Annotated in this window: 24 protein-coding genes; 12 read left to right on the top strand and 12 right to left on the bottom strand. The window is 74.4% G+C overall.

Going from position 1 to position 24,352, the window contains the following annotated elements; translation table 11 throughout:
- The first annotated feature begins 44 nt into the window (after positions 1-44).
- Positions 45-275: a hypothetical protein gene (locus EV383_RS11725; protein WP_130289944.1), complete on the top strand. Its 231-nt coding sequence runs from the start codon at positions 45-47 to the stop codon at positions 273-275.
- Positions 272-1,249 (top strand): glycosyltransferase family 2 protein, encoded by a 978-nt coding sequence (locus EV383_RS11720; protein ID WP_130289943.1) that lies wholly within the window; start codon positions 272-274, stop codon positions 1,247-1,249. Before EV383_RS11725 ends, EV383_RS11720 begins: the two co-directional genes overlap by 4 nt.
- On the opposite strand, the gene uvrA is transcribed toward EV383_RS11720, so the two are convergent.
- Positions 1,185-4,106, bottom strand: a complete 2,922-nt coding sequence (gene uvrA / locus EV383_RS11715) for an excinuclease ABC subunit UvrA (protein ID WP_130294285.1) — start codon at positions 4,104-4,106, stop codon at positions 1,185-1,187. The two genes, EV383_RS11720 and uvrA, sit on opposite strands and share 65 nt — an antisense overlap.
- Positions 4,107-4,532: 426 nt before the next feature.
- On the opposite strand from uvrA, the gene EV383_RS11710 reads away from it, so the two are divergent.
- A complete protein-coding gene (locus EV383_RS11710) occupies positions 4,533-5,207 on the top strand; it encodes an MBL fold metallo-hydrolase (protein WP_130289942.1) in 675 nt (224 codons plus the stop codon).
- A 148-nt stretch (positions 5,208-5,355) separates the two neighbouring features.
- On the opposite strand, the gene EV383_RS11705 is transcribed toward EV383_RS11710, so the two are convergent.
- The 4 genes from EV383_RS11705 to EV383_RS11690 all read right to left on the bottom strand — a co-directional run bounded on the left by EV383_RS11705 (position 5,356) and on the right by EV383_RS11690 (position 8,512).
- A complete protein-coding gene (locus EV383_RS11705; protein ID WP_130289941.1) occupies positions 5,356-5,673 on the bottom strand; it encodes a hypothetical protein in 318 nt (105 codons plus the stop codon).
- A 162-nt stretch (positions 5,674-5,835) separates the two neighbouring features.
- A complete protein-coding gene (locus EV383_RS11700) occupies positions 5,836-6,489 on the bottom strand; it encodes a response regulator transcription factor (protein WP_207223494.1) in 654 nt (217 codons plus the stop codon).
- The gene (locus EV383_RS11695) at positions 6,486-8,060 is read right to left on the bottom strand and encodes a sensor histidine kinase (RefSeq protein WP_130289940.1); all 1,575 of its coding nucleotides are present in this window, start codon (positions 8,058-8,060) and stop codon (positions 6,486-6,488) included. The genes EV383_RS11700 and EV383_RS11695 overlap by 4 nt, the downstream gene beginning before the upstream one ends.
- On the bottom strand, positions 8,009-8,512 hold the full coding sequence (locus EV383_RS11690) for a hypothetical protein (RefSeq protein ID WP_130289939.1): 504 nt from the start codon (positions 8,510-8,512) through the stop codon (positions 8,009-8,011). The genes EV383_RS11695 and EV383_RS11690 overlap by 52 nt, the downstream gene beginning before the upstream one ends.
- A 139-nt stretch (positions 8,513-8,651) precedes the next feature.
- On the opposite strand from EV383_RS11690, the gene EV383_RS11685 reads away from it, so the two are divergent.
- The gene (locus EV383_RS11685) at positions 8,652-9,068 is read left to right on the top strand and encodes a hypothetical protein (protein ID WP_130289938.1); all 417 of its coding nucleotides are present in this window, start codon (positions 8,652-8,654) and stop codon (positions 9,066-9,068) included.
- 199 nt (positions 9,069-9,267) lie between these two features.
- On the opposite strand, the gene EV383_RS32625 is transcribed toward EV383_RS11685, so the two are convergent.
- The 3 genes from EV383_RS32625 to EV383_RS11665 all read right to left on the bottom strand — a co-directional run bounded on the left by EV383_RS32625 (position 9,268) and on the right by EV383_RS11665 (position 10,584).
- Positions 9,268-9,390 (bottom strand): hypothetical protein, encoded by a 123-nt coding sequence (locus tag EV383_RS32625; RefSeq protein ID WP_278044828.1) that lies wholly within the window; start codon positions 9,388-9,390, stop codon positions 9,268-9,270.
- A 101-nt stretch (positions 9,391-9,491) separates the two neighbouring features.
- Positions 9,492-9,875: a PASTA domain-containing protein gene (locus EV383_RS11670; protein ID WP_130289937.1), complete on the bottom strand. Its 384-nt coding sequence runs from the start codon at positions 9,873-9,875 to the stop codon at positions 9,492-9,494.
- Positions 9,876-9,990: 115 nt separating this feature from the next.
- Positions 9,991-10,584: a TIGR03086 family metal-binding protein gene (locus EV383_RS11665; protein WP_130289936.1), complete on the bottom strand. Its 594-nt coding sequence runs from the start codon at positions 10,582-10,584 to the stop codon at positions 9,991-9,993.
- A gap of 86 nt (positions 10,585-10,670) precedes the next feature.
- Here EV383_RS11665 and EV383_RS11660 point away from each other — a divergent pair, with 86 nt between their 5' ends.
- From EV383_RS11660 to EV383_RS11645, 4 genes are all read left to right on the top strand, one after another.
- Positions 10,671-11,438, top strand: coding sequence for an AraC family transcriptional regulator (locus tag EV383_RS11660; RefSeq protein ID WP_130289935.1), 768 nt, complete (start codon positions 10,671-10,673; stop codon positions 11,436-11,438).
- A 47-nt stretch (positions 11,439-11,485) separates the two neighbouring features.
- Positions 11,486-11,956 (top strand): ribonuclease HI, encoded by a 471-nt coding sequence (rnhA, locus tag EV383_RS11655; RefSeq protein ID WP_242623036.1) that lies wholly within the window; start codon positions 11,486-11,488, stop codon positions 11,954-11,956.
- A gap of 374 nt (positions 11,957-12,330) precedes the next feature.
- On the top strand, positions 12,331-13,218 hold the full coding sequence (locus EV383_RS11650) for a DUF6636 domain-containing protein (protein WP_130289934.1): 888 nt from the start codon (positions 12,331-12,333) through the stop codon (positions 13,216-13,218).
- A gap of 92 nt (positions 13,219-13,310) precedes the next feature.
- Positions 13,311-14,861, top strand: a complete 1,551-nt coding sequence (locus EV383_RS11645; protein ID WP_130289933.1) for a serine/threonine-protein kinase — start codon at positions 13,311-13,313, stop codon at positions 14,859-14,861.
- 9 nt (positions 14,862-14,870) lie between these two features.
- Here the strand turns inward: EV383_RS11645 and EV383_RS11640 are convergent, their stop codons facing one another.
- From EV383_RS11640 to EV383_RS11625, 4 genes are all read right to left on the bottom strand, one after another.
- Positions 14,871-16,796, bottom strand: coding sequence for a serine/threonine-protein kinase (locus tag EV383_RS11640; RefSeq protein WP_130289932.1), 1,926 nt, complete (start codon positions 16,794-16,796; stop codon positions 14,871-14,873).
- A 7-nt stretch (positions 16,797-16,803) separates the two neighbouring features.
- On the bottom strand, positions 16,804-17,457 hold the full coding sequence (locus tag EV383_RS11635) for an SMI1/KNR4 family protein (protein WP_130289931.1): 654 nt from the start codon (positions 17,455-17,457) through the stop codon (positions 16,804-16,806).
- Between the two features lie 83 nt (positions 17,458-17,540).
- On the bottom strand, positions 17,541-18,299 hold the full coding sequence (locus tag EV383_RS11630) for an enoyl-CoA hydratase/isomerase family protein (protein ID WP_130289930.1): 759 nt from the start codon (positions 18,297-18,299) through the stop codon (positions 17,541-17,543).
- Positions 18,292-19,845, bottom strand: a complete 1,554-nt coding sequence (locus EV383_RS11625) for an AMP-binding protein (protein ID WP_130289929.1) — start codon at positions 19,843-19,845, stop codon at positions 18,292-18,294. Before EV383_RS11625 ends, EV383_RS11630 begins: the two co-directional genes overlap by 8 nt.
- A 94-nt stretch (positions 19,846-19,939) precedes the next feature.
- Between EV383_RS11625 and EV383_RS11620 the strand changes: the two genes are divergently transcribed.
- From EV383_RS11620 to EV383_RS11605, 4 genes are all read left to right on the top strand, one after another.
- Positions 19,940-22,078 (top strand): S9 family peptidase, encoded by a 2,139-nt coding sequence (locus EV383_RS11620; protein WP_242623035.1) that lies wholly within the window; start codon positions 19,940-19,942, stop codon positions 22,076-22,078.
- A 208-nt stretch (positions 22,079-22,286) separates the two neighbouring features.
- Positions 22,287-22,499 carry a rubredoxin gene (rd, locus tag EV383_RS11615; protein ID WP_130289928.1) on the top strand — a complete coding sequence of 71 codons (213 nt, stop codon included), beginning with the start codon at positions 22,287-22,289 and terminating at the stop codon, positions 22,497-22,499.
- A 26-nt stretch (positions 22,500-22,525) separates the two neighbouring features.
- Positions 22,526-23,305 carry a ribonucleotide-diphosphate reductase subunit beta gene (locus EV383_RS11610; RefSeq protein WP_130289927.1) on the top strand — a complete coding sequence of 260 codons (780 nt, stop codon included), beginning with the start codon at positions 22,526-22,528 and terminating at the stop codon, positions 23,303-23,305.
- A gap of 576 nt (positions 23,306-23,881) precedes the next feature.
- Entirely contained in the window at positions 23,882-24,346 is a 465-nt protein-coding gene (locus tag EV383_RS11605) for an MSMEG_3727 family PQQ-associated protein (protein ID WP_130289926.1), read from the top strand.
- The last annotated feature ends 6 nt before the right edge of the window (positions 24,347-24,352 follow it).

Below are 24,352 nucleotides of genomic sequence, written 5' to 3'. Positions count from 1 at the left end.
TCGTACCCTCACGCGACGTCGATCAGGAGAGGACGTGAGCGCCGATGTGGAAGCACACCGTCGTGGCGACGGCCGCCCGGGCCTTCTCGGTCAACGATCTCACCCGCTCCGCCCACCGGCGGCCGGGCAACGTGGTCCTCGGCCGGATGCGCGACGCCGACGGCCTGCCCGACCGGTACGTGGAGAGGGCGAAGGACCTGGTCCGCACGTGCGAGACACACCGGATCCTGCGGCCCGGGGACCGCTTCGACGGCTCCGCGTTCACGCTCCGATGACGACGCCGGGGCCGGCACGGCCCGGGGTCCCCGCCGTGTCGGTGTGCATCCCCGTGTACCAGGGTGCAGCTCTGATCAGCCGGGCCGTGCGCAGCGTGCTGGACCAGACGTTCGCCGACTTCGAGCTGGTCGTCCGGGACAACGGGTGCACCGACGGCACCGCGGACGTCGTGGCGTCCTTCGAGGACCCGCGGATCCGGCTGGAGCGCGCGGACCCCACCGTGACGCTGGCCGAGAACTGGAGACTCGCCGTCGAGCTGGCCCGCGCACCGCTGGTCAAGATCGTGTGCGCGGACGACGTCCTGTACCCGGACTGCCTGGCACAGCAGGTCGCCGCGCTGGGCGACGACCGCTTCTCGCTGGCGTCGGGGCGGGTCGACATGCTCGACGAGAACGGCCGGGTCCTGGTCCCCGGTCGCGGGCTGCGCGGCCTGACCGGGACCCGATCGTCGCGGGAGGTCGCCCGCCGGATCGTGCGCCACGGCGGGAACCCGGTCGGGCAACCCGCGGCGGTGACGTTCCGCCGGGCGGCCTACGACGCCGCCGGTGGGTTCGACGGCGACAAGGTGTTCCTGATGGACATCGACCTGTGGGCGCGGCTGCTGCCCCACGGCGCGCTGGCCGGGTCGCGGGAGACCGTGGCCGGGTATCGGATCAGCGCCGCCACCGTCTCCGGCCGGGCGGGACGCCGGGAGTTCCGGGCCCAGCGCGCGTTCACCGCCGCCCTGGCCGCGGACCCGGCCTGGCGCGTGCCCCGCCGCGACGCCGTCGTGGGCGTCCTCGGGGCGTATGCGGCGCTCGCCCGTCGCCACGCCCTCGTCCTTGCGACCCGCCTGCGCAACGCCCGGCCGGCGCCGCGCAGGCAGAGCGCCGGCCCGGCGCGGGTGCCGGGAAGCCGGGCGGACGTGCTCAGCCCGCCGCGGCCACCTTCCGGCGCCGCGCCGGACGGGCGGCGGGCTTCTCCGCCGGCGTGACGAGCGGACGCAGGAACCGGCCGGTGTGGCTGGCCTCGTCCGCCGCGACCTGCTCCGGCGTGCCCTGCGCGACCACGGTGCCACCGCCCTCGCCGCCCTCGGGACCCATGTCGATGACCCAGTCCGAGGTCTTGATGACGTCGAGGTTGTGCTCGATGACGATCACCGAGTTGCCCTTCTCGACCAGGCCCTGGATCACGCCGAGCAGCTTGCGGATGTCCTCGAAGTGCAGGCCGGTGGTCGGCTCGTCGAGGATGTAGACGGTCCGGCCGTTGGTGCGCTTCTGCAGCTCGCTGGCCAGCTTGACGCGCTGTGCCTCGCCGCCGGACAGCGTCGGGGCGGGCTGCCCGAGCCGGACGTAGCCCAGGCCGACGTCGACCAGCGTCGTCAGGTAGCGGCTGATCGAGGTGATCGGCGCGAAGAACTCCGCGGCCTCCTCGATCGGCATGTCCAGCACGTCGGCCACGGTCTTGCCCTTGTAGTGCACCTCGAGGGTCTCCCGGTTGTACCGGGCCCCCTTGCACACCTCACAGGGCACGTAGACGTCCGGCAGGAAGTTCATCTCGATCTTGATCGTGCCGTCGCCGGAGCACGCCTCGCAGCGTCCGCCCTTGACGTTGAACGAGAACCGGCCCGCCTGGTAGCCGCGCACCTTCGCCTCGGTGGTGGAGGCGAACAGGTTGCGGACCTTGTCCCACACCCCGGTGTAGGTGGCGGGGTTCGACCGCGGGGTCCGCCCGATCGGCGACTGGTCCACCCGCACCAGCTTGTCCAGCTGGTCCACCCCGTTGATCCGGGTGTGCCGGCCGGGCACCTGGCGGGCGCCGTTGAGCCGGTTCGCCAGGACCGTGGCCAGGATGTCGTTGACCAGCGTCGACTTGCCGGAGCCGGACACGCCGGTGACCGAGACGAGCCCGCCGAGCGGGATGTCGACGTCGATGCCGTGCAGGTTGTGCTCGCGGGCCCCGACGACGGTGAGCTTGCGCTTCGGGTCGAGCTTGCGTCGCCTCTCCGGCACGGCGATCGAGCGCCGGCCGGAGAGGTAGGCACCGGTCAGCGACGTGTCGTGCGACTCCAGCCCCTCGACGCTGCCGCTGTGCACGATGTAGCCGCCGTGCTCGCCGGCGCCCGGCCCGATGTCCACCGCCCAGTCCGAGGACCGGATCGTGTCCTCGTCGTGCTCGACGACGATCAGCGTGTTCCCGAGGTCCCGCAGCCGGGTCAGCGTGTCGATCAGTCGCCGGTTGTCGCGCTGGTGCAGGCCGATCGACGGCTCGTCGAGGACGTAGAGCACCCCGACCAGGCCGGACCCGATCTGGGTGGCCAGCCGGATCCGCTGCGCCTCGCCACCGGAGAGCGTGCCCGCGGCCCGGTCCAGCGAGAGGTACTCCAGCCCGACGTCGAGCAGGAACCTCAGACGGGCCTGGATCTCCTTGAGCACCGCACCGGCGATCATCGCGCCGCGCTCGTCGAGCACCATGTGATTGAGGAAGTCCGCGCAGCGCGCGACCGACATCGCCGACACGTCGGCGATCGAGCGCTCCCCGAGGGTGACCGAGAGGACCTCGGGCCGCAGTCGCGCTCCCCCGCAGGCCGGGCACGGGACGTCGCGCATGTAGCCCTCGTAGCGCTCGCGCTGCGAGTCCGACTCCGTCTGGTCCAGGCGCCGGTCGAGGAACGGGATGACGCCCTCGAAGTTGGCGTAGTACGAGCGCTCGCGGCCGTAGCGGTTGCGGTAGCGCACGTGCACCTGGTCGTCGCTGCCGTGCAGGACGGCCTTCTGGGCGGCCGCGCCGAGCTTGCTCCACGGCGTGTCCATCCGGAAGCCGATCGCCTTCGACAGCCCCGACAGCAGCCGTCCGAAGTACTCGGCGTTGTGCCCGCCGGCCCACGGCGCGATGGCACCGCCCTCGAGCGTCTGGTCCGGGTCGGGGACGACCAGCTCCGGGTCGACCTCCTTCTTGATCCCGATACCGCTGCACTCCGGGCAGGCGCCGTAGGGCGAGTTGAACGAGAACGTGCGGGGCTCGAGGTCGTCGAGGCTCAGCGGGTGCCCGTTCGGGCAGGCCATCCGCTCGGAGAACCGGCGCTCGCGGTTCGTGTCGTCCTCCTCGAGGTCGACGAAGTCCAGCACGACGAGGCCGTCGGCCAGGCGCAGCGCGGTCTCCACCGAGTCGGTGAGGCGCTGCTTGGCGCTCGCCTTGACCGAGAGCCGGTCCACGACGACCGCGATGTCGTGCTTCTCCTGCTTCTTGAGCTTCGGCGGCTCCGAGAGCGGGTGCACCGTGCCGTCGACGAGCACGCGGGAGTAGCCCTGGCTCTGCAGCGAGGAGAACAGGTCGACGAACTCGCCCTTGCGGGTCCGGACGACGGGGGCGAGCACCTGGAAACGGCTGCCCTCGTCCATCTCCAGGACCTGGTCGACGATCTGCTGCGGCGTCTGCTTCTCGATCACGTGCCCGCAGGTGGGGCAGTGCGGGATGCCGGCGCGGGCGTAGAGCAGGCGCAGGTAGTCGTAGACCTCGGTGATCGTGCCGACCGTGGACCGCGGGTTCCGGTTGGTCGACTTCTGGTCGATCGACACCGCCGGGGACAGCCCCTCGATGAAGTCGACGTCGGGCTTGTCCATCTGGCCGAGGAACTGCCGGGCGTAGGCCGAGAGCGACTCGACGTAGCGGCGCTGGCCCTCGGCGAAGATCGTGTCGAACGCCAGGCTGGACTTGCCGGACCCGGACAGGCCGGTGAACACGATCATCGCGTCGCGCGGCAGGTCGAGGTCGACCCCGCGCAGGTTGTGCTCGCGTGCGCCACGCACGACCAGCCGTGGGCCGTCCGGGGCGTCCTCGGCCCGGCGCAGGACGGCGGAACGACCGTCGGTGCTGTGGTCGGTCACGATGCGCGCCTCCTGGAGCGGACGGATGTGTCGTCGGCACGGTGTGCGGGCGGTGGCCGCGCGGAGCGGCGGACGCACCCTGCCGCGCCCTCGATCGATGCTAAGCGGGGCCCCCGACAAGAACCTGCCGAGTGGGACTCCTGGGGATCCCGCTCGGTGGGCGACCGTCCGGACGCGACGAGCGCGCGCCCTCGGTGGCGGCGCCACCGGGCCGACGATCCGTTCAACACCGGACGGACCGCTCGTCTTCCCCACCGGACCCGGCCGGTCTCCGTGGTCGGCAGACCGGAACCGGAGGATCCGGATGCAGGGTCGCACACATGTTCGACGTGGATCGTGCGGGGGTCTGCACCCCGGCACGGACCGGCCCCGGCTCGATAGGGTGCCCGGGTGGACGTCCTGGAGAACTACAGCGGGCACACCGACCCCGGCGGAGCGGCGATCCGCCGCGATCTCGACGCACTGACGATCACCAAGGTGTCGGTCGGCGAGATGGACAACAACGCTTATCTGCTCGTCTGCAAGGCCACCAACGAGGCCCTGCTGATCGACGCGGCGGCCGAGCCGGAGCGCCTGACCGAGCTCGTCGGCACCGGCGACGACCGTGCCGACCTGCGCCATCTCGTCACGACGCATCGTCACCACGACCACTGGCAGGCCCTCGGCGCCGTGGCCGGGATGTTCGAGCCGCGGCTGATCGCGCACCCGGTCGACGCCCCCGAGCTGCCGATCCCGATGGACGAGTTCGTCGAGCACGGCGGCCGGATCCACTTCGGGAACATCGAGCTCGAGGTGATCCACCTGCGCGGGCACACGCCCGGCTCGGTGGCCCTGCTCTACCGCGACCCGGTCTCGCCGCACCTGTTCACCGGTGACTCCCTGTTCCCGGGCGGGCCGGGCAAGACCTGGTCGGCGGAGGACTTCGAGTCGCTGGTCTCCGACCTGGAGAACCGGGTCTTCGGCGAGCTGCCGGACGACACCTGGGTCTACCCGGGCCACGGCGACGACACGACCCTGGGCACCGAGCGCCCGGCCCTGCCGGAATGGCGTTCGCGGGGCTGGTGAACCGATCTCACCGTCCGGGGGCGTCTGCGCGATGCAGGCGGCCCCGGCTCTGCGGGACCAGCAGATCCGCCTCAGAGCGTGATCAGCATCCGGGCAGCGTTTCGCGTCAGGTCTGACGCGTTTCGCTGCCCGTCTGGCGATCTTGCGGTCAGCCGAGGGGAAGGGCGTTCTCGTCCGGCGTCAGATCCGGGTAGAGGTCATAGGGAATGTCCTCCTGGTCCGTGAGCGGAGCCGTGTCCTCGGTCACGCAGTGCCACTGGATGGTCGACTGCTGCGGCGGACCGAAGATGCGGAAGTCGACCCGCCCCTCGCCGAACTGAGTGTCGGCACCGCACGGCAGACCGCGCAGGTCCTCGAGCTTGGTGATCGAGGTCAGGCCTGCGGAGTCTCCACCTTTCGGCGAAGCGAGTGCCGTTCCTGCGCCGAGGAGAAGAGCCCCCGCGAGGATGGACACCGCGACCGCCACTGCGCGTCTCTGCATGATCCGGATAACGACAGGTGGCCATGCGGGTGATCTTGGTTCACCCGTTCGAGCGCGGCCGGCGATCGAGGCCTTCGAACGCAGCTGGACGAGGAAGCCGGGCAGGCCGACGCGGGCGGCCGGCTGAGCGGACGCGCGGCCGGGGTCTCAGAGCGGCCCGACGCCGAGGCCCGCGTCCCGTGCCTTCGCCACCGCCGCGGACCGGGTCGCGACGCCCAGCTTCGCGAAGACGTTGCTGACGTTGTTGCGGACGGTCTTCTCCGACAGCGAGAGCCGGCGGGCGATGGCCGCGTTCGTCAGGCCGTGGGCGGCGAGTCCGAGGACCTCGCGTTCGCGACCGGTCAGGGACGGGAACGGCATCGCGGGCGAGGCGTCGCTCCCGGCGCTGAACCACTGCCGGACGCGGGCGGCGATGCCGTCCCCGACGACCATCCCGCCCTCCGCGACACCGACGATCGCGCGTTCGATCTCGGCTCGCCCCGCGCCCTTGAGCAGGTAGCCGGACGCTCCCGCCCGCAGCGCGGCCGAGATGGCCTGGTCGTCGTCGAGCATGGTCAGCGCCAGCACGGCGGTACGCGGGTCGGCCGCGCGGAGGGCGCGGGTGGCGTCCACCCCGTTGGTCCCGGGCATGTGCAGGTCCATCAGGACGACGTCCGGGGCCAGGTCGCGGGCCTGCCGGACGGCGTCGTCGCCGTCGACGGCCTCCCCCACCACCTCGATGCCGGTCATCGCGCGGACCGCGCTGCGGATCCCCTCCCGGTAGAGCGGATGGTCGTCGACGACGAGCACACGCACGGTCATCGGGACTCCAGGGGCAGCCGGACCTCGAGGGTGGTGCCGGGGCCGTCGTGGTGGACCATCCGCCCGCCGACCTCGTCGACGCGCCGTCGCACCGACGCCAGGCCGACGCCGGGTTCGGCGCCGGGCCCGATCCCGCACCCGTCGTCGGTGACCCGCACCCGCAGCTCACCGTCGCGGCGAACGGACACCGCGATCCGGGACGCGCCGGAGTGCCGGCAGGCGTTGGTCACCAGCTCGGCCGCGACCAGGTAGGCGGCCACCTCCACCGCGGCCGGGACCTCGCCGAGCTCCCCGACGTCGACCTCGACGGCCCGCCCGGCCGAGGCGGAGCGGGCCCCGAGCTCGCGCAGCGCGCCGGCCAGACCGAGCTCGTCGAGCGTCGCGGGGCGCAGCTTGCGGGTGACCGCCCGGACGTCGTGGACCGCGTCGCGCAACGCGACGGTGAGCCGGTCGAGAAGGGCCAGCCCCTCGCGCGGGTGCTCGGTCATCAGGTCCCGCGCCGACTCGGCCTGCAGGCGCGCGGCGGCGAGCGCGGTCCCGACCCCGTCGTGCAGCTCGCGACGCAGACGGCGGCGTTCCTCCTCGCGGGCGACGACGACCCGTTCACGCTCACGCTGCAGCTCCCCCATCAGCAGGACACCGTGGGCGGCGACGGCGGCGTGCGCGGCGACGTCGTCGACGGCCCGGCGCTCGGCCCGCGTCAGCCCGCCGCGGGCGGGGACGACCCGGAGGGTGCCGACCGGACGTCCCGCGTGACGCAGCGGCAGCTCGAGCGGATCCGCCCCGGCCACCCCGCTGGAGAACGTCGCGCCGTCGGTCATCACCAGGGACAGGTGCCGCAGCCGCAGCGCCCGCACCACGCCGTCGAGGATCTCGGGTAGGACGACGGTGGTGAGCTGGTCGGGGGTGACCGCCGAGCCCAGGCGTCGGCCGAGCGCGGTGGTCGTCACCAGCGGGTCCTCGGCCTGGCCGTGGATCACCCGGTTGACCGTCCGGCGCAGGACGTGGTGCAGCGGCAGGACGAGCATCGCCACCACCGCCGTCGCGACGATCGGCGCCCCGGTGCTCGCGCCCACCGCCCCGCCGAGGAGCCCGACGATCCCGGCGTAGGCGGCGGCCACGATCGCGGTGAGCCCGCCGTAGACCAGCGACCGGCGGACCACGATCTGGAGGTCCCACAACCGGTGTCGGGTGACCGCGACCAGGAAGCACACCGGGAGCGCCGCCATCGAGACCGCGGAGAGCGCCGTGGCGTCGAGCAGGATCGCGAGTCCCGTCCAGACGACGCTCACCCCGACGCCGTAGAGCACCCAGGCCAGGGCTCGGCGGCGGTCGGGGTCGGCGCGGCGCCACCGCAGGACCAGTGACGCGACGGCGAGCGCGACGCCCGCGAGCAGCACCGGGCCGCTCGCGAGGTCGACCAGCCTCGACGTCGCCACCGGGACCGCCACCGGGTTCGGCCCGATCGTCGCGTCGAGGACCGGGCCGTCCAGCCGGTCGTAGGGCGTGATCGCCCAGCTCAGCGTGCGACCGTGACGGCGACGACGCTGACGGCGAGCGCCGGACGCCACCGGCCCGACGCGAGAGCACCGTCCGGGACGCCGTGCGGCACGACGGTCAGCAGCGACAACAGGCCCGGCACCCACACCCAGGCCGCCACCCAGAACGCCCAGCGGTCCCCCGGCAGCCCGTCGACGACCTGCAGCCCGTGGACGCCGTACGCCCGGGTCGTCAGCGCGGCCGCCAGGCTCAGGGCGACACCCAGGAACACCGGTCCCAGCAGTCCGGCGGTGCGGCGGGCGACCAGCCAGGCCCCGACGACGGCATACGAGACGGCTCCGACGAGCAGTATCGGCCAGAAGACGGGCCCGTCCTCGGCGGGTGCGCCGGCCGCGACGTTGGCCGCGACCAGCGCACATCCGCCCGCGCAAATCCCGAGGACGGCCGCGCCGGAACCCACCCCGATGACCGCGCGCGACGGCCACGGCCGGTGCCGGGCGGCGCGGCTGACGAGGGCGGTCACCGGTGAAGAGTCGCCGAACACGGCCCGTTCGTCACGGGACGAGATGTCCCGACATGGACGGGACCCTCGTCTCGGGCGCCCGAGACGGGGTGACGAGCACCCTGACGCACCCGTCCAGCCCGGACCTCCGGAGGCCGTCATGACCCGTCCCGCCACTACGCCCCCGACCGTCGCCCGGCGGCGTCCCCCGGTCCCGGTGGTCGTCGTCGCCGTGATCGTCGTGGTGCTGACCGGGTTCGGATGCTTCGGGCTGGTCTACTTCGGCCTGTTCGTCTCCCCCGACGTCAACCCCGCGGTCGGCAGCCCGGCCGCCGTGGCCTTCGCCGCCGTCGGACTGGTCCTGACCATCACGGCGGCGGCGAGCCTGCCGGGGCTGTGGCGCGGGCGCCGCGGCGCCTGGCACGTGCTGACCTGCCTGGTCACGGCGCAGCTCTACTTCGGCTCGTACAAGCTGCTCGTGGAGGGCGAGACCGACTCGGCGATCTTCATGGTCGCCAACCTCGTCGTGGGGGTGCTCCTGCTGCTCCCGGCCACCCGGCGCCACGTCTCGGCGTAGGCGGTCACAGGCGTATCGCGGTCCGGACGAGGCCGGCGACGGCCCCGGAACGACGGTGCGGCGGCCACGCGACGACCGTCGAGACGGCCGGCGCAACCCCGGAGCAGGGCCCGGCGATCGCGCTGCGGCTCGCGGCCCTGCCCGAGGACGGGCCGACCGGCGGGTTCGACGACGCCGGGGTGATGCCGTGGTGAAGGGACTACGCGGCGTCGCGCGCCGGGGTGTGGACGTCGATCGGGGCCCACGGGCCGTTCGCGCGGGCCGCCTCGCTCGGCTCGTGCGGCCAACCCGGGTCGGCGTACTCGGTGCTGCTCTCGCTCATACGGCCAGAGTCCCGGCCCGGCTGAGACGGCAGGTGGAGACGGGACGACTGTTGTGTGACGACCGCGTGACTCCCCGCAGATCGCGGCGGAGTCCGGGCGATCAGCCCTTCTTCGTCATGGTGACCACGACCGTCGAGTCCGACTTCACCGTCTCCCCCGGGCCGGGCTCGATCTCCACGGCGGTCCAGTTCGCAGGGTTCACCACGAACTTGTCCTCCTCGTCCCGGGACGCCATCTCGAAGTTCGTCAGGCCGAGCTCGGTCAGCTGCTCGAACACGATGCGGCCGTTCTTCCCCTCGACGTCCGGGAGCGTCACGTCCTTCACCGGGGCCGTGGACGGTGAGGCGGCCGGGTCCGACGTCGGCGCGGCGGCCGGAACGGTCTGGGTGACGGTGGCGGGCGCCGATGCGGGCCCGCCTCCACCACAGCCGGCCAGGAAGCAGGCGGCGACGAACAGGATGGGGAGCAGGACGGATTTGCGCATGAGGAGCCCCTCGCGGTGGACGACGTTTGCGTGCGGATATCGCACGGTGGTCCAACGGCGACGAGGGTCTACGCGATACGCCCGTCCCGGACGAATTCGCCCCGCGGAGGAGCGCTCAGGCCGTCCACCGCGGGTCCCGGCCGGAGAGGGCGACGACCCGGTCCAGCGTCGGGGCGTCGTCCGGAACGGGAACGGCGTCGGCGAAGACGCCCATCCCCCTCCCCTGCTCGGCCATCGCACCGACGGCGGTGAGCGCACCGTCGAGCACCTCGTCCGGCCAGCTGATCTCCACCCCGGCGCTGCGGGCCAGGTCCCAGCCGTGCAGGACGAGCTCGCCGAGGACCATCCCGCCGATCATCGAGGCGGGCAGCTCCTCCGGCCCGCCCATGGAGATCGTGCCGGTCCAGGCGTCCGGGTCGCCCCACGCGGCGACGAGATCGACACGCGACGCGGCGAGGGCGGCCGGCCAGCCGTCGCCGACCACGACCGCGGACTCGTCGGGCGCCGGCGGCGCCGGGACCGCGCGGCGGCCGGTCGCGGCCAGGACCGGGGTCCAGTAGAGGAGGTGCCGGACCAGTGCTCGGACGTCCCACTCCGCACACGGGGTCGGGGCGTCGAGTGGACGGTCCGCGAGGGCGTCGGCGATCGCGTCGTGCGGGGCAGCGGCGGCGGAGATCAGGTGGGCGGTGACCGGGGCGGCGGAGATCATGCGGGGACGGTAGGACGCACGGCCGAGATCCGTCTTGGACGAACGCGACACCGGCGCCGGAACCCCGGTGGCCGATACTGCTCCGCGTGGCGCGTGACCCCCGGGAGCTGGACGGCGCGTGGACGCGGTTCCAGCGCCACGAGTTCCCGGATCCCGCGCCGGACCTGGCGCCGTTCGTCGCCGGGTACTGGGCCGTCTCCTGGGACTACGACACCCCGTACCGCCAGAAGATCGCCCCGTACCCGCAGGTGCACCTGACGGTCCGGCCGGGCGCGGAACCGGAGGTCCACGGCGTCTCCCGGCGGCACGTCGTCAGGGTGCTGGAGGGGACCGGGCGCGTCGTCGGTGCGGCGTTCCGGCCGGGTGCGTTCCGCGCGTTCCTCGACGGCCCGGTCTCGGCGCTCACCGACCGGACGGTGCCGGCGGGGTCGGTCCCCGGTCTGCGGGGGCGTCCGGACGAGCCGGTCGACGCCTCCTCGCTCGAGAGCTGGCTGCGCTCGCTGCTGCCGGGGACCGAACCGCCGGAGGGTGGGCGGGAGGCCGGGGACGCGGTCGCACTGGCCGCGGCCGACCGGTCGATCGGGCGGGTGGACCAGCTCGCCGACGCGACCGGCAGCAGCGTCCGGCGCCTGCAGCGGCTCTTCGCCGAGCACGTCGGCGTCGGGCCGAAGTGGGTGATCCGCCGGTACCGCCTGCACGAGGTGACCGAGCGGATGGCCGCCGGCGACGCGATCGACTGGGCGGGACTGGCCGCGGACCTCGGCTACACCGACCAGCCGCACCTGGTCCGCGACGTCACCGGCCTGTTCGGCGAGCCACCCACGCACTACGCCCGCCGCTACCCCGGACGGTGAGCCGAGCCCGGGCGGTGAACCGTGCCCGGCCCGGTACGTTCGCCGGCGTGGCCGATACCCCGTCGTCGATCGTCGAGATCTTCACCGACGGCGCATGTGTGCCCAACCCCGGCCCGGGCGGGTGGGGCGCGGTGCTGCGCTACGGCGCGCACGAGCGGGAGCTGTACGGCGGCGAGGCCGGCGTGACCACGAACAACCGGATGGAGCTGACCGCGACCATCCGCGCTCTGGGCTGTCTGACCCGCCGCTCGACGGTGCACCTGCACACCGACAGCACCTACGTCCGCAACGGGATCACCCAGTGGATCCCGCGCTGGAAGTCCCGCGGGTGGCGGACCAGCAACAACGAACCGGTGAAGAACGCCGACCTGTGGCGCGAGCTCGACGCCGCCGTGGCCGGGCACGACGTGGAGTGGTTCTGGGTCAAGGGCCATGCCGGGCATCCGGAGAACGAGCGCGCCGACCGTCTGGCGGCGCGGGGGGTTCAGGAGGCCACCGGAGCGCCCGTCGCCGGGTGACCGCTCGTCCACCGATCGCCGACCCACCCACGCCGTCGGCCGGGTCCGTCCGGCGGTGGTCACGCCGGGTCATGGAGCGGCCAGGCCGTTCGCCCGGGCGGGTACACCGGTGGGCTCGACTACGCCGAACGGCCGCTGTCCCGGCCGGTACAGATCATTAGCGTGCCCGCCTGATGACTTCTCCGGAACCGGGCGACCGGGACACACGGCCAGGGCAGACGTCACCCCACCTCGGTGACCCGGCGGGGAGGCCGGCGCCGCCGGTGCCCGGTCCGCGGTCGTCCGACGAGCAGTCGCTGCCCGTCAGCGCTCGTGCCGGGAATCCCGCCGCCGGTCCCGTGGGGGGATCGACCCGGCGGTCGCCGGAACCCGGCGTGTCCGGTGGCACGGCGCCGCCCCGCACACCACCGCTGCCGTGGCCGGCGGTGCCGGAGGAGGAGCCCGGCGGATCACACGGCTCGGCGATGCCCGTGCAGGGCGACGCGACCGCGTTCCGGCAGGCTCCGCCCGTCCCCGGCGTCCCGCACCAGGGCCCGTTCCCTCAGCAGGGCCCGATCCCGCACCAGGGTCCGCAGCTGGGCCCGGTGCCGCACCACACCGCCCCCTACCGGCCCCTCGACCAGGGCCCGCTCATGCCGGCACCGGGGTTCGGCAACGGCTGGGAGCCACTCCCGCCGCGGACCGACGCGTTCGCCGAGCCCGGCCACGACCGTCGCCGTCGCACCGTGGTCGCGGCCGCGGCGCTGGCGCTGGTCCTGCTCGCGGGCACGGCGATCGTCGCCGGGGTCCTGCTCGGCGGTGCGTCCACCCAGGACCCGACCGCCACGACGACGGCGCCGGGCCAGGTCGCCGCGACGCCCCCGGCCGGGGAGGACGTGGCCGCCGGAGCCACCGTCGTCGACGGCGCACCGTTCGGTACCGATCCCCTCCGGTTCCGCTCCCCCACCGGCAACATCGGCTGCGTCCTCGATGCCGACGGGGTGCGCTGCGACGTCACCGAACGCCGGTGGCAGCTCCCGCCGGCACCGGCCGACTGCACCGCCGGATGGGGCGCCGGCCTGGCGCTGACCGGGACCTCACCGGCGGGTCCGACCTGCGGCGGCGACACCGTCGCCGACGCGTCGGCCGCCCCGCTGGAGTACGGGCAGGCCCTGCGCAGCGGTGACGTGACGTGCGTGAGCCGCCGGACCGGCGTCGAGTGCCGCAACGCCGCGACCGGGCACGGCTTCGCCGCCTCCCGCGCCTCCTTCGACGCCTACTGATCGATCCGACGTCGGCCGTGGGGCCGTGGCGGAGACGATCGCCCGGCCGGACGCTGTCTCCGGCCGCGCGCTCCGGCTAGCGTCTCCGTCCGATGGAGACCCTCGGCCCGGACGACCCCACGTCGGTGGGGCGCTTCCGGATCCGGGGCGTCCTCGGCGCGGGCGGGATGGGACGAGTCCTGCTCGGGGTGGACCCGTCCGGGACACCGGCGGCGATCAAGCTGGTGCACACCGAGCTCGTCGACGACGACGGGTTCCGCGCCCGTTTCCGGCGCGAGGTCTCGCTGGCCGCGCTCGCTCCGGCCCGCTACACCGCGGCCTTCCTCGACGCCGACCCGGACGCGCCGCGGCCGTGGCTCGCGACCGCCCACCTCGACGCGCCGTCGCTGCACGACGAGCTCGCCGCCCACGGGCCCCTGCCCCCGGACCGGGCGGCCGCGCTCGGCACCGGGCTGGCCGAGGGTCTCGCCGCCCTGCACGCCGTGGGGCTCGTGCACCGCGACCTCAAGCCGTCGAACGTGCTCCTCGCCGCGGACGGGCCGCGCCTGATCGACTTCGGGATCTCCCGGGCCGTCGACGGCACCAGGCTGACCGCGTCCGGGCAGGTCGTGGGCACGCCGGAGTACATGTCGCCGGAGCAGGTCGCCGGGGCCGGGGAGATCGGGCCGGCCTCGGACGTGTTCTCGCTCGGGTCGCTGCTGTGCGCCGTCACGACCGGGCGCACGCCGTTCGCGGCGGGCACACCGGCCGGGACGCTCTACCGCGTCGTCTACACCGAACCCGAGCTCGGTGCGGGGCTGGGCCCGCTGACCGGCGTCGTCGGGGCGTTCCTGGCCAAGAACCCGGCCGACCGGCCGAGCGCCGCCATCGCGCGCGAGTGGCTGACCGCGGCGCCCGCGACGCCGACACTGCGGGCGACCGCCGTCGCGGACCCCCGCCCGACGCTCGTCGCGGGCCCCCGGCCCGACTCCCCGGCCCCGGCCCCGGGCCCAGGCCCGGGCCCGGCCGCGACCGGCCGCCGCCGGCGGACCCTGCTCGCCGCCGCCGCGGTCGTCACGGCGGCGCTGCTCGGGTCGGCGGTGACGGTCGCGGTCCTCGGCCCGGGCCGCGACGACGCGACGGGCGACCTGACCGCCACGACGGGCCCGACGTCCTCCGCCCCGGTGACCGCGCAGGCCACTCCGAGCTCCACGCCCCCGGCGACCGCGGCGGCGACGGACCCGGGCGACCCCGCCGTCGGGGCGAGCGTCGTCGACACCGCCGCGGACACCCGGTTCGGGACCGACGCGCTGCGCTTCCGCTCCCCCACCGGCAACATCAGCTGCCTGATCGGCAGCGAGAGCGGCGGCGGTGGCGACGGCGTCCGGTGCGACGTCACCGAACGGACCTGGCAGGTGCCGCCGGCGCCCGCGGACTGCCCGCTGGCCTACGGCACCGGGGTCGCGCTGGCGGGGTCCGGTGCCGCGACCCTGACGTGCGTCGGCGACACGGTGGCCGACCCGTCGCTGCCGGTCCTGGACTACGGGCGGGCGATCCGCCGCGGTGACGTCGTCTGCGCCAGCCGGGAGGACGGGGTGGCGTGCCGGAACGGCTCCACCCGGCACGGCTTCACCGTCGCCCGCACCTCCTACCGCCTGTACTGACCCCGCCGGTCATCCGGTCAGCACCCGGAGCGTGCCGCCGGCGACGACGTAGGCGGCGCGCCCGTCGGGGGCGACGGCGACGTCCTCGATCCCGGGGGCCGGGACGGTCGCGACCACCCGCCGCGTCGACGTCGCGACGACGACCAGCTCCCCGGCGTCCGGCCGCGTCACGTAGAGCCACCCCCCGCCCGGCCCGAGGCGCAGCCGGTCCGGCGCGTCCAGCGCGAGCCGGGAGGGGGCGGGTCCGAGGAACTGCACCCCGCTCAGCCCGGGGTCAGCCCCGGGCCGGGAGTTCGCCAGGTAGAGCGCGCGGCCGTCGTCGGCGAACCCGGCGGGGTCCGCGCCGGACGCCGAGGTCCCGGTCGGCTCGAGTGTGGAGCCGTCGAGGACGGTCACCGTGCCGGTCGCGAACCCGTCACCGGCGGCGACGGCGATGCGGCTGCCGTCCGGGGACGACGTCAGCGACGCCGGTTCTCCGGGCAGCACGCGGGTCGCTCGCACGCGCAGGGTGTCCGAGTCGAGCGCGAGGACCCGGCGGCTGCGCGGGTCCAGCACGATCACCGATCCGCCGTCCGGGGCGACCCGGATCTCGGCGGCCCGCAGGATCGACGCGTCGGCCGCCTCCGGTGCGACGTCCGCGCGGGCCGTCACCCGCAGCGTGGCGGTGTCGACGGCGAGGACCCGGGTCGGCGAGGTGGACAGCGTGACGAACAGCCGGGTGCCGTCCGGGGACAGCGCGAGAGCCGACGGGAAGCGCCCGACGTCGACGCGGCCGACCGCCGCCCCCGACGGGTCGCGGACGTCCACGGCACCGGACTCCGGATCGGCGACGTAGACCCGGCCGACGCCGGCCACCACCGGTCCTCCCCGGTGGCCGAGGCCGACCTCGGCGGACACGGTGGCAGCGGGGCGGCCCGGCGCCGTGGTGACCGCCGGCCCGGCCCCGGGCACCCGCGGGTCGACGGCGGGCCCGGAGGCCGTCACCGGAGCGGGGGTCGGGGCGGGTGTCGGGGCGGCACCGGACCCGGACGGGAGCCCCGGCCACAGCAGGGCACCGCCCACGACCCCCGCGGCCACGAGCCCGCCCGCGACGACCGCCGCACGGCGCCGGGCCGGGCGGCGCAGCTCGGCGCGCAACGTCTCCGGCGACGGCCGATCGGCCGGGTCTCGGGCCAGGCAGCGGGCCGCCCACCCGCGCACCGGTTCCGGTGTCCCGCCCAGGTCCGGCTCCCCGTGCAGAACCCGGAACAGCACCGCCGCCGCCGACGGGGCCGCGAACGGCGCACGACCGGTCGCGGCGAACACCAGCACCGACCCGAGCGCGTGCACGTCCCCGGCCGGGCCGACCGGGCCGTCGCCGAGGGCCTGCTCGGGCGACATGTAGGCCGGGGTGCCGACGAGACGCCCGGTCGTGGTGATCCGGGTCCGGTCGGCGGCGCGGGCGATGCCGAAGTCGATGATCCGCGGGCCGCGACGGGTGAGCAGGACGTTCGACGGCTTGAGGTCGCGGTGGACGAGCCCCGCGCCGTGCACCGCGACCAGCCCGTCGAGAAGGCCCGCGGCCACCCGGCGCAGCGCGCGCCCGGACAGCGGGCCGTGCGCCCGCACCTGCCGGTCCAGCGACGGCCCCGGCAGGTACCGCGTCGCCACCCAGGGCCGGTCGGCCTCGGCGTCGGCGTCGAGCACCTGCGCGGTGACGCGGGCCGGGACCCGCCGCGCCGCCTCCACCTCGCCGCGGAACCGGACCCGGAAGGCCGGGTCGGTCGCCAGCTCGGGACGGATGACCTTGACCGCGGCCGGCCGGCCGCGGCCGTCGCGGCCCAGGTAGACCCGGCCCATCCCGCCGGCACCGAGCACGCCGACGACGGCATAGGGCCCGACCCGCTCCGGGTCGTCGTCGCGGCGGGGCGCGACGGCGCTCCCGGACGTGGTCACCGCGGCGTCACCGCAGCTCGTCGACGTCCCACCAGAGCACGGCGGCGGCCGGGTCGTCCGGGTCCTCGTCCGGGAACTCCGCCGCCGGGACGTCGGAGGCGGTCAGCCGCCGCAGGTAGTCGGCGACGCCGGTGCCCAGCACCCGGCGCTCGTCCTCGTCCGGCCCGGCGACGATCACCTGCCCGATCGCGCCGCCGGGCGCCGGGTCCGTGTCGACGGCGAGGAAGTTCCCGCCGCCGTCCATGGCCAGCGGCCACCAGCCGAGGTTCCAGTACTCCCGGCGCACCGGGTCGTCACCGCGCACGGTGATGTTCCGGTCGAAGTCGGCGATGCCGGACGGGCCGTACTCGGCGTGCAGGTCCTTCCAGCCGCCCCAGTGCACGAGCGCGTCGGCGACGGTGAGGAAGTCCGAGGTCGGGAACAGGTTCGTCGACGGCGGGTGCGGGCCGGGGCCGCGGGGGAAGCCGGGGAACTGACCGTCGGCCAGGGCGTAGAGCCCGCGCAGCTCGTCGGGGAACCGGATACGGGCCTGGATCTGGGCGTCGGCCAGCTCCTCCGGGTCGGCGGGCGGACGGGGCATCGCATGCGCCGGGTAGCCGGCCACGGTGAGGATGTCGAGCCAGTCCGACCAGGCGGCGGCGACGGGGTGATCGGGAGTCACCGGCGCAGCCTGCCCGGGTCCGGGCCCGGGGTCCAGCGTGGATCTACGCAGACGCCGATCTCGTCGGCGGGGACGGGTGGGGCTCAGCCGCGGCCCCGCGCGGCACGGAACGCCGCGACGGCGTCGCGGTGCTCGGCGGTGGTGAACAGCAGCGCGGTGGCCTCGATCGACTCGGCGAACCCGGCGTCGGTGTCGCGGTTGACGAACGCCTTCCCCACCTGCACGGCCAGCGGCGGCAGCGCGGCCGTCTCGGAGGCGAGGTCCAGCGCCCGGCCGAGCAGCTCGTCGTCGCGCACCACCTCCTGCACCAGCCCGGCCCGCTCGGCGGTCGCCGCGTCGATCACCCGCCCGGTCAACGCCAGCAGGCGGGTCCAACCCCGGCCCATCACCTGCGGACCGCGCACGATCCCCCAGCCCGGGGTCAGGCCGACCGTCGGCTCCCGGAACGCGAACGTCGCCGACTCCCCCGCCAGCGCCATGTCGCAGGCCAGGGTCAGCTCGGTGCCGCCGCCGTGCGCGATCCCGTTCACCGCCCCGATCACCGGGACCGCGCAGCGCTCGACGGCGCAGAACGCGTCGTAGACCCGGCGCAGGTGGGCCCGCACCCGGACGGTGTCGCCGTCGAGGTCGTGGAAGGAGTCGATGTCGCCGCCGGCGGAGAACGCGCGGCCGGCGCCGGTGAGCACGGCCGCGCGCACGCCGTCGTCGTGGCCGAGGTCCGCACAGATCCCGGTGAGCTCCCGGAAGAACGTCGGGTCCATCGCGTTCAGCTTGGCCGGGCGGTCCATGGTCACCAGGGCCACGCCCTCGCGCGGGGTGGTGACGGTGAAGCGTTCAGGCACGGGCGGCCTCCCGGTCCCAGGTGTCGGTGGTGACCCCGTCGGCGCGGAGCCGGTACTTCTCGGTGCGCTGGCTGGGCGTCATGGGAAGCGCCGCCATGACCCGGACGTAGCGGGGCAGCGCGAACTCGGTCACCTGCCCGCGGCAGTACTCGACGACCTCGGCCGGGTCCAGCTCCGCGCCCTCGACCGGCACGACGGCGACCATGACGTCGTCCTCGGACAGCGCCGACGGCACGCCGTAGGCCGCGACGGCGTCCACCCGCGGGTGCGTCGCCAGCACCCGCTCGATCTCCCAGGACGAGACGTTCTCCCCGCGGCGGCGGATCGAGTCCGAGAGTCGGTCGCGGAAGTAGAGGTACCCGTCGGCGTCGAGCCGGCCGCGGTCGCCGGTGTGGAACCACAGGTCGCGCCACGCGTGCACGGTCTCGGCGGGCATGTCCTGGTAGCCGGTGAACATCAGTCCGGGGCGCTTCGGACGGGCCACGATCTCCCCGTCGGTACCGGGCGGGACCGGCTCGCCGCGCTCGTCGACGACGCGCAGGTGGTAGAGCGGCGAGGCCCGCCCGGCCGAGCCGGGACGGCGTTCCTCCGGGCGGCTCTGGGCGACGATCGAGACCTCGGTGCTGCCGTAGATCTCGGTCAGCGCGACGCCGAAGCGGCGCTCGAAGTCCGCGGTGATCTCCGGCGGGCACGGTGCGCCGAACCCCACCCGGACCGGGTTGTCCGCGTCGGTGGGCAGCGCCGGCCGGTTGTGCAGCAGCGTGAGCATGGCGCCCTGGAAGTTGAACGCGGTGACCGCGTGCTCGCGGCAGGTGTCCCAGAACCCGCCGGCGGAGAAACGGGTGTGCATCACCAGGCCCGCGCCCGCCTGCAGGGCCGGCAGGACGGAGGTGAAGCGGGCGTTGGAGTGGAACAGAGGGAACACCGAGTAGAGCCGGTCGTCGGCGGTGTAGCCCATCAGATCCGTGGTGTGCTCGGCCAGCGCCAGGTTCGCCCGGTGGGTCAGGACCACGCCCTTGGGCGGGCCGGTGGTGCCGGAGGTGTGGAGCACGACCGTCGGGTCGTCGGGGTCGACGGCGGGCAGGTCGCGCAGCGGGTCGGCCGCGGCGAGGTCGTCCCAGGACGACACCGTCGGCGGGGCCTGCGCGGGCCGGGGCCCGTGCACGACGACGTGCGTGACGCCGTCCGGCAGCGCGGCGAGCACCAGCGGCAGGAACTCGGCGTCGACGACCACCACCCGCGCCCGGGACCGCCCCAGGAGGTGCTCGAGCAGGGGCCCGCGCGTCGCGGTGTTCAGCGGGACCTCGACCAGACCGGCCCGGGCCAGCCCGAACCAGGTCCCCAGGGCCGCGACCGACGCCCGCATCATCAGGCACACGTGCTCGCCCGGGGACAGTCCGAGCGCCGCGAACCCGCCGGCCGTCCGGGACGCGAGCGCGTCCAGCTCCGCCGACGACGTCGCCGCTCCCGCGACGGACCACGGTGCCGGTGACGCCCGCGCCGCGAGCCGTCCGCCGATCGTCGCCTCCGACTGCGCCGAACCCATGGCGGCGACTTTAACGACCAACCGTTTGACAGGGAACAGGTCGAGCGCTCCGGCACGGTCGGCCCGCACGGGCGCGCGTCGATAGGGTCGGGTCGTGGCCGACCCGAGCAAGTCCGTGACCGCCCCGACCGACCAGGACAGCTTCCCCCGCCTGCACGCCCGCACCCGACGGTTCAGCCTCGGCACACCGCGCGGGTTCACCGTCGCCCCGGACGGCTCGCGAGCGGTGTTCCTGCGCAGCCGCGGCGGCGACGACCCGGTGACCTGCCTGTGGAGCATCGACGCCGCCACCGGCTCCGAGCGGCTGCTGCTCGACCCCGCGCAGCTGCCCGGCCTGCCCGGCGAGGAGGACCTGCCGGCCGCGGAGAGGGCGCGCCGCGAGCGCGTCCGCGAGCAGGCCGGTGGCGTCGTGGGCTACGACACCGACGCGGCCGTCACGACCGCGGTGTTCGCCCTGTCCGGCCGCCCCTACCTCGCGTCGCTGACCGGCGACCCGGACCCGCGCCCGCTCGACGTCGGCGACGTCACCGCCGTCGTCGACCCCCGCCTGGACCCCAGCGGCTCGCGGGTCGCGTTCGTGGCCGACCGCGCGCTGCACGTCCACGAGATCGCGACCGGCGAGACGCGCGTGCTGGCCGCCCCGGACGGCGACGACGTGACCCACGGCCTGGCCGACTTCGCCGCGGCCGAGGAGATGAACCGGACCCGCGGCCACTGGTGGGCCCCCGGCGGCGACGCGCTGCTGGTCGCCCGCGTCGACGAGTCGACGGTCGAGCGCTGGCACATCGCGGACCCGGCGAACCCCGGACGCACCCCGACCGTCGTCGCCTACCCCGCCGCCGGGACCCCGAACGCGCTGGTCACGCTCGACGTGATCGCCCTCGACGGCACCCGCACCCCCGTCGTCTGGGACACCGGCGCGAACGAGTACCTGGTCACCGCGCGCTGGGACCCGACCGGGCCGTTGATCGTCGTGCAGCCGCGGGACCAGACGGCCCTGCACGTCCTGACGGTCGACCCGGCCACCGGCACGACGACACCGCTGCACACCGACACCGACCCGGTGTGGGTCGAGATCGTCCCCGGCGTCCCCGCGCGCACGGCGACCGGCGAGCTGCTGCGCGTCGCCGACGACGACGGGGCGCGGCGTCTGTTCGCCGGGGACACCCCGCTGACCGACGGCTCGATGCAGGTCCGCGACGTGGCCGGGGTCGACGGCGACACGGTGCTGTTCCGGGCCTCGACCGAGCCGACGTCGATCCGGCTGTTCTCCGTCGTCCCCGGGCAGGCGCCGGTACCGCGGTCGCCGGAGACCGGCGTGCACTCCGGCACCCTGGCCGGGGGCACGCTGGTGCGCGGCTCGCAGGACCTCGACACCGCCCCGCACACCGTCCTGACCACGGCCGACGGCACCGAGCACACGGTGACCAGCCACGCGGCCGACCCCGGGATCGTCCCCCGCGTGGCGATGCACGCGCTCGGTGAGCGGGGACTGCGCACCGCGGTGCTGCTGCCCACCGGTCACGTCGAGGGCACGTCGCTGCCGGTGCTGCTCGACCCCTACGGCGGGCCGCACTCGCAGCGTGTGTTGTCCGCGCGCAACGCGTTCCTGTCCAGCCAGTGGTTCGCCGACCGCGGTTTCGCCGTGGTCGTCACCGACGGCCGCGGGTCGCCGGGACGCGGGCCGGAGTTCGAGCGCGCGATCCACCACGACCTGGCCTCCCCCGTGCTCGACGACCAGGTCGACGCGCTGCACGAGGCCGCGAAGCTCTACCCGGACCTCGACCTGGGCCGGGTCGGCATCCGCGGCTGGTCGTTCGGCGGGTACCTGGCCGCCCTGGCCGTGCTGCGCCGCCCGGACGTCTTCCACGCCGCCGTCGCCGGCGCCCCGGTCACCGACTGGACGCTCTACGACACCCACTACACCGAGCGCTACCTCGGCACCCCCGCGGCGAAGCCGGAGGCCTACCGGCGCTCGTCGGTGATCGAGGACGCGTCCACCCCGCCCACCGGGGACCGCCCGAACCGGCCGCTGATGATCGTCCACGGTCTCGCCGACGACAACGTGGTCGCCGCGCACACCCTGCGGCTGTCCTCGGCACTGCTCGCGGCGGGCCGTGCGCACCAGGTGCTGCCGCTGTCCGGGGTGACCCACATGACGCCGCAGGAGGTCGTCGCGGAGAACCTGCTGCTCCTGCAGGTGGAATTCCTGCGCGCCGCGCTCGGCGCCTGACCAGCACCGATCACGTGCCCGGCGGGGCGGACCCCCCGCCGGGCACGTGGTACACCGCTTGCGCTCCGGAACACGGTGTGGCCTCCTGAGGACGGCGACGTGAACCGGACCACACCCGGTCCGCGAGGGCGATGGCGCCGCCGGGGAGACTCATGACGACGTTCGACGAACCGACCGCACCCGCTCAGCACGGCGCGGCGGACGGGACATGAGCGCCGGCGGCACGACCACGACCGACACCGCGGCCGTGCAGTGGCTGTGCGTCGCGTGCGGCTGGCTCTACGACCCGGACGAGGGCGATCCGGACAGCGGCATCGAGCCGGGGACTCCGTTCGAGGAGATCCCCGAGGACTGGATGTGTCCGATCTGCGGCGCCACCAAGTCGGACTTCCGGGCGCTCGAACCGGGCGAAGAGGTCTGACAGAACATGCGAGAGGTAGCTCAACGATGATCTCCGGGTACGACCACTTCGTCCAGCTCGCCGAGTCCTTGCAGTGGGACGAGACGACACTCGACCTCTCGGCCGACCGCGAGGCCTGGCCGAAGCTCGGCGAGACCGAACGCGACCAGGTCCTCGGGCTGCTCGCCGGCTTCGTCATCGCCGAGACGGCGGTGGCGGGCAACCTGGGCAACTACCAGGTGGCCGCGGCCGGCCGGGACGAGAAGTCCATGGAGGAGGCCTTCCGCTCCCAGGCCCGCGACGAGGCCCGCCACGCGCGGTTCTTCGACCTCGTCACGGCCGAGGTCGCCGGGATCCCGGGGGCCACCGCGGCCCAGCGCCGGGACCACCTGCGCACCTTCGTCGCCGACGACCTCGTCGACCTGTTCGAGGGGCGACTCCCCGCGACCGCCGAGCGGCTCGTGGAGGACCACGGGGGCCTGACCGACGCGGTGGGCCTTTATCACATGGTGATCGAGGGTGTGGTCCTCCTGGCCGGCCAGCACGCGATGCTCGAGGCGCTGGAAGGCTTGTCCCACAAGCTCCCCGGCGTACACAAGGGGATGGAGCTGGTCCTGCGCGACGAGCGCTGGCACATCGGTTTCGGGTCCCGCGTCATCCAGAACGCGGACATCGGCGCGGACAAGGCCAACGAGCTCCTCGAGTGGGGCGAGTCCGCGACCAAGTCGTGGGGGAACCTGATCACCGTCGAGGCGATCGAGATCGCCATGCGGCAGCACCGGCGCCGTCTCAAGGCCACCGGTATCAAGTTCTGGTCGGACGCCTGAGCGAAACACGTGTTGCGTCCGATCCGGACGCAGGACGGTGGTCACCGCACGTGACGGCGCCCGCACCCGTCGTGGACCGCGGTTGCGGAATCCTGCCCCCACCCCGGTCGCGAATGCCGCGACGAATGGTCTCGAGGAATGCGGCATCGTGATCGGATCGGTGGCCGGCAATGGTGCGGTCGAATGCGATCCGCGCGGCCGGTGGACACCGAGGACCGCGCCGTGATCATTTCTTTCGCCGGCGTCGATCGATCGTCGCCCGCGCCCCTGCGCGCCGGACGACCGGTCCGTCCGGACGGTCCGGGACCGCGCCCCGGCCGGCCCGGTCCGCGCCGAGATCCCCAGGCAGCGGCCGTCCATACCGTTCGCAGGCCCGGTACGGGGCGCCCTGTCCGGTCGGTCAGGACCGCGGAGAAGTGCGACGAGCCCCCTTGACAACCGTCATTGGGTGCGGGTGTCGAGATCTCTGATCCACTTCTCGAATTGACACACCGGACGGGGTTGACGATCGCCCCGGGACGGTGTGAAGGTCATCACGCACTCCGGCCGCAACACATGTTTCGGGAGGACGGGTCAATGACGACTACTTCAGGCGATCGGGCGGCCGAGCTGGCCGACGCCGGCCTGGACGGGCAGAACAAGATCGCGCTCGGCCGACTGCTCGGTACGGGCAACGTCGGCTACGCCGAGGAGGGATCCGACGGCGTCATGCGCGCCGAGATCCGGATTCCCGAGGACGAGCTGCGCTACGAGCCGGGGATCATCATCTTCCCCCACGGCGGCGACATCGAGCTGACGTTCTACAACGACGACAAGAACACCCACTGCGCAGTGATCCCCAGCAACGGTGACTCGAAGTTCATCTGGCTGGTCAACCACTCGAAGGGCACGGCGAAGATCCACCTGGACGGCCCGGGCACGTACTACTACAGCTCGGCCAGTGGCAACGACGAGGGCCGCGGCCTGACCGGAGCGCTGGTGATGGGCGGGGAGGTCCCCGACCACGCCAAGCAGGACCGTCCGCCGCAACCCCGTCCGTGATCGACC

Source organism: Pseudonocardia sediminis (assembly GCF_004217185.1).
In the GTDB taxonomy this organism is placed as follows: Bacteria; Actinomycetota; Actinomycetes; order Mycobacteriales; family Pseudonocardiaceae; genus Pseudonocardia; species Pseudonocardia sediminis.
Note: the sequence above shows the minus strand (reverse complement) of the source record. Positions and strands in the feature narration are given on the sequence as shown.

Bases quoted from the DNA above. Each gene is read 5' to 3' on its own strand.
- EV383_RS11610 (WP_130289927.1), top strand. From the start codon at position 22,526: ATGATCTCCGGGTACGACCACTTCGTCCAGCTCGCCGAGTCCTTGCAG.
- EV383_RS11625 (WP_130289929.1), bottom strand. From the start codon at position 19,845: ATGGGTTCGGCGCAGTCGGAGGCGACGATCGGCGGACGGCTCGCGGCG.
- EV383_RS11700 (WP_207223494.1), bottom strand. From the start codon at position 6,489: ATGACCGTGCGTGTGCTCGTCGTCGACGACCATCCGCTCTACCGGGAG.
- EV383_RS32625 (WP_278044828.1), bottom strand. From the start codon at position 9,390: ATGAGCGAGAGCAGCACCGAGTACGCCGACCCGGGTTGGCCGCACGAG.
- EV383_RS11720 (WP_130289943.1), top strand. From the start codon at position 272: ATGACGACGCCGGGGCCGGCACGGCCCGGGGTCCCCGCCGTGTCGGTG.
- EV383_RS11665 (WP_130289936.1), bottom strand. From the start codon at position 10,584: ATGATCTCCGCCGCCCCGGTCACCGCCCACCTGATCTCCGCCGCCGCT.
- EV383_RS11725 (WP_130289944.1), top strand. From the start codon at position 45: ATGTGGAAGCACACCGTCGTGGCGACGGCCGCCCGGGCCTTCTCGGTC.
- rd (WP_130289928.1), top strand. From the start codon at position 22,287: ATGAGCGCCGGCGGCACGACCACGACCGACACCGCGGCCGTGCAGTGG.
- EV383_RS11645 (WP_130289933.1), top strand. From the start codon at position 13,311: ATGGAGACCCTCGGCCCGGACGACCCCACGTCGGTGGGGCGCTTCCGG.
- EV383_RS11670 (WP_130289937.1), bottom strand. From the start codon at position 9,875: ATGCGCAAATCCGTCCTGCTCCCCATCCTGTTCGTCGCCGCCTGCTTC.
- EV383_RS11685 (WP_130289938.1), top strand. From the start codon at position 8,652: ATGACCCGTCCCGCCACTACGCCCCCGACCGTCGCCCGGCGGCGTCCC.
- EV383_RS11605 (WP_130289926.1), top strand. From the start codon at position 23,882: ATGACGACTACTTCAGGCGATCGGGCGGCCGAGCTGGCCGACGCCGGC.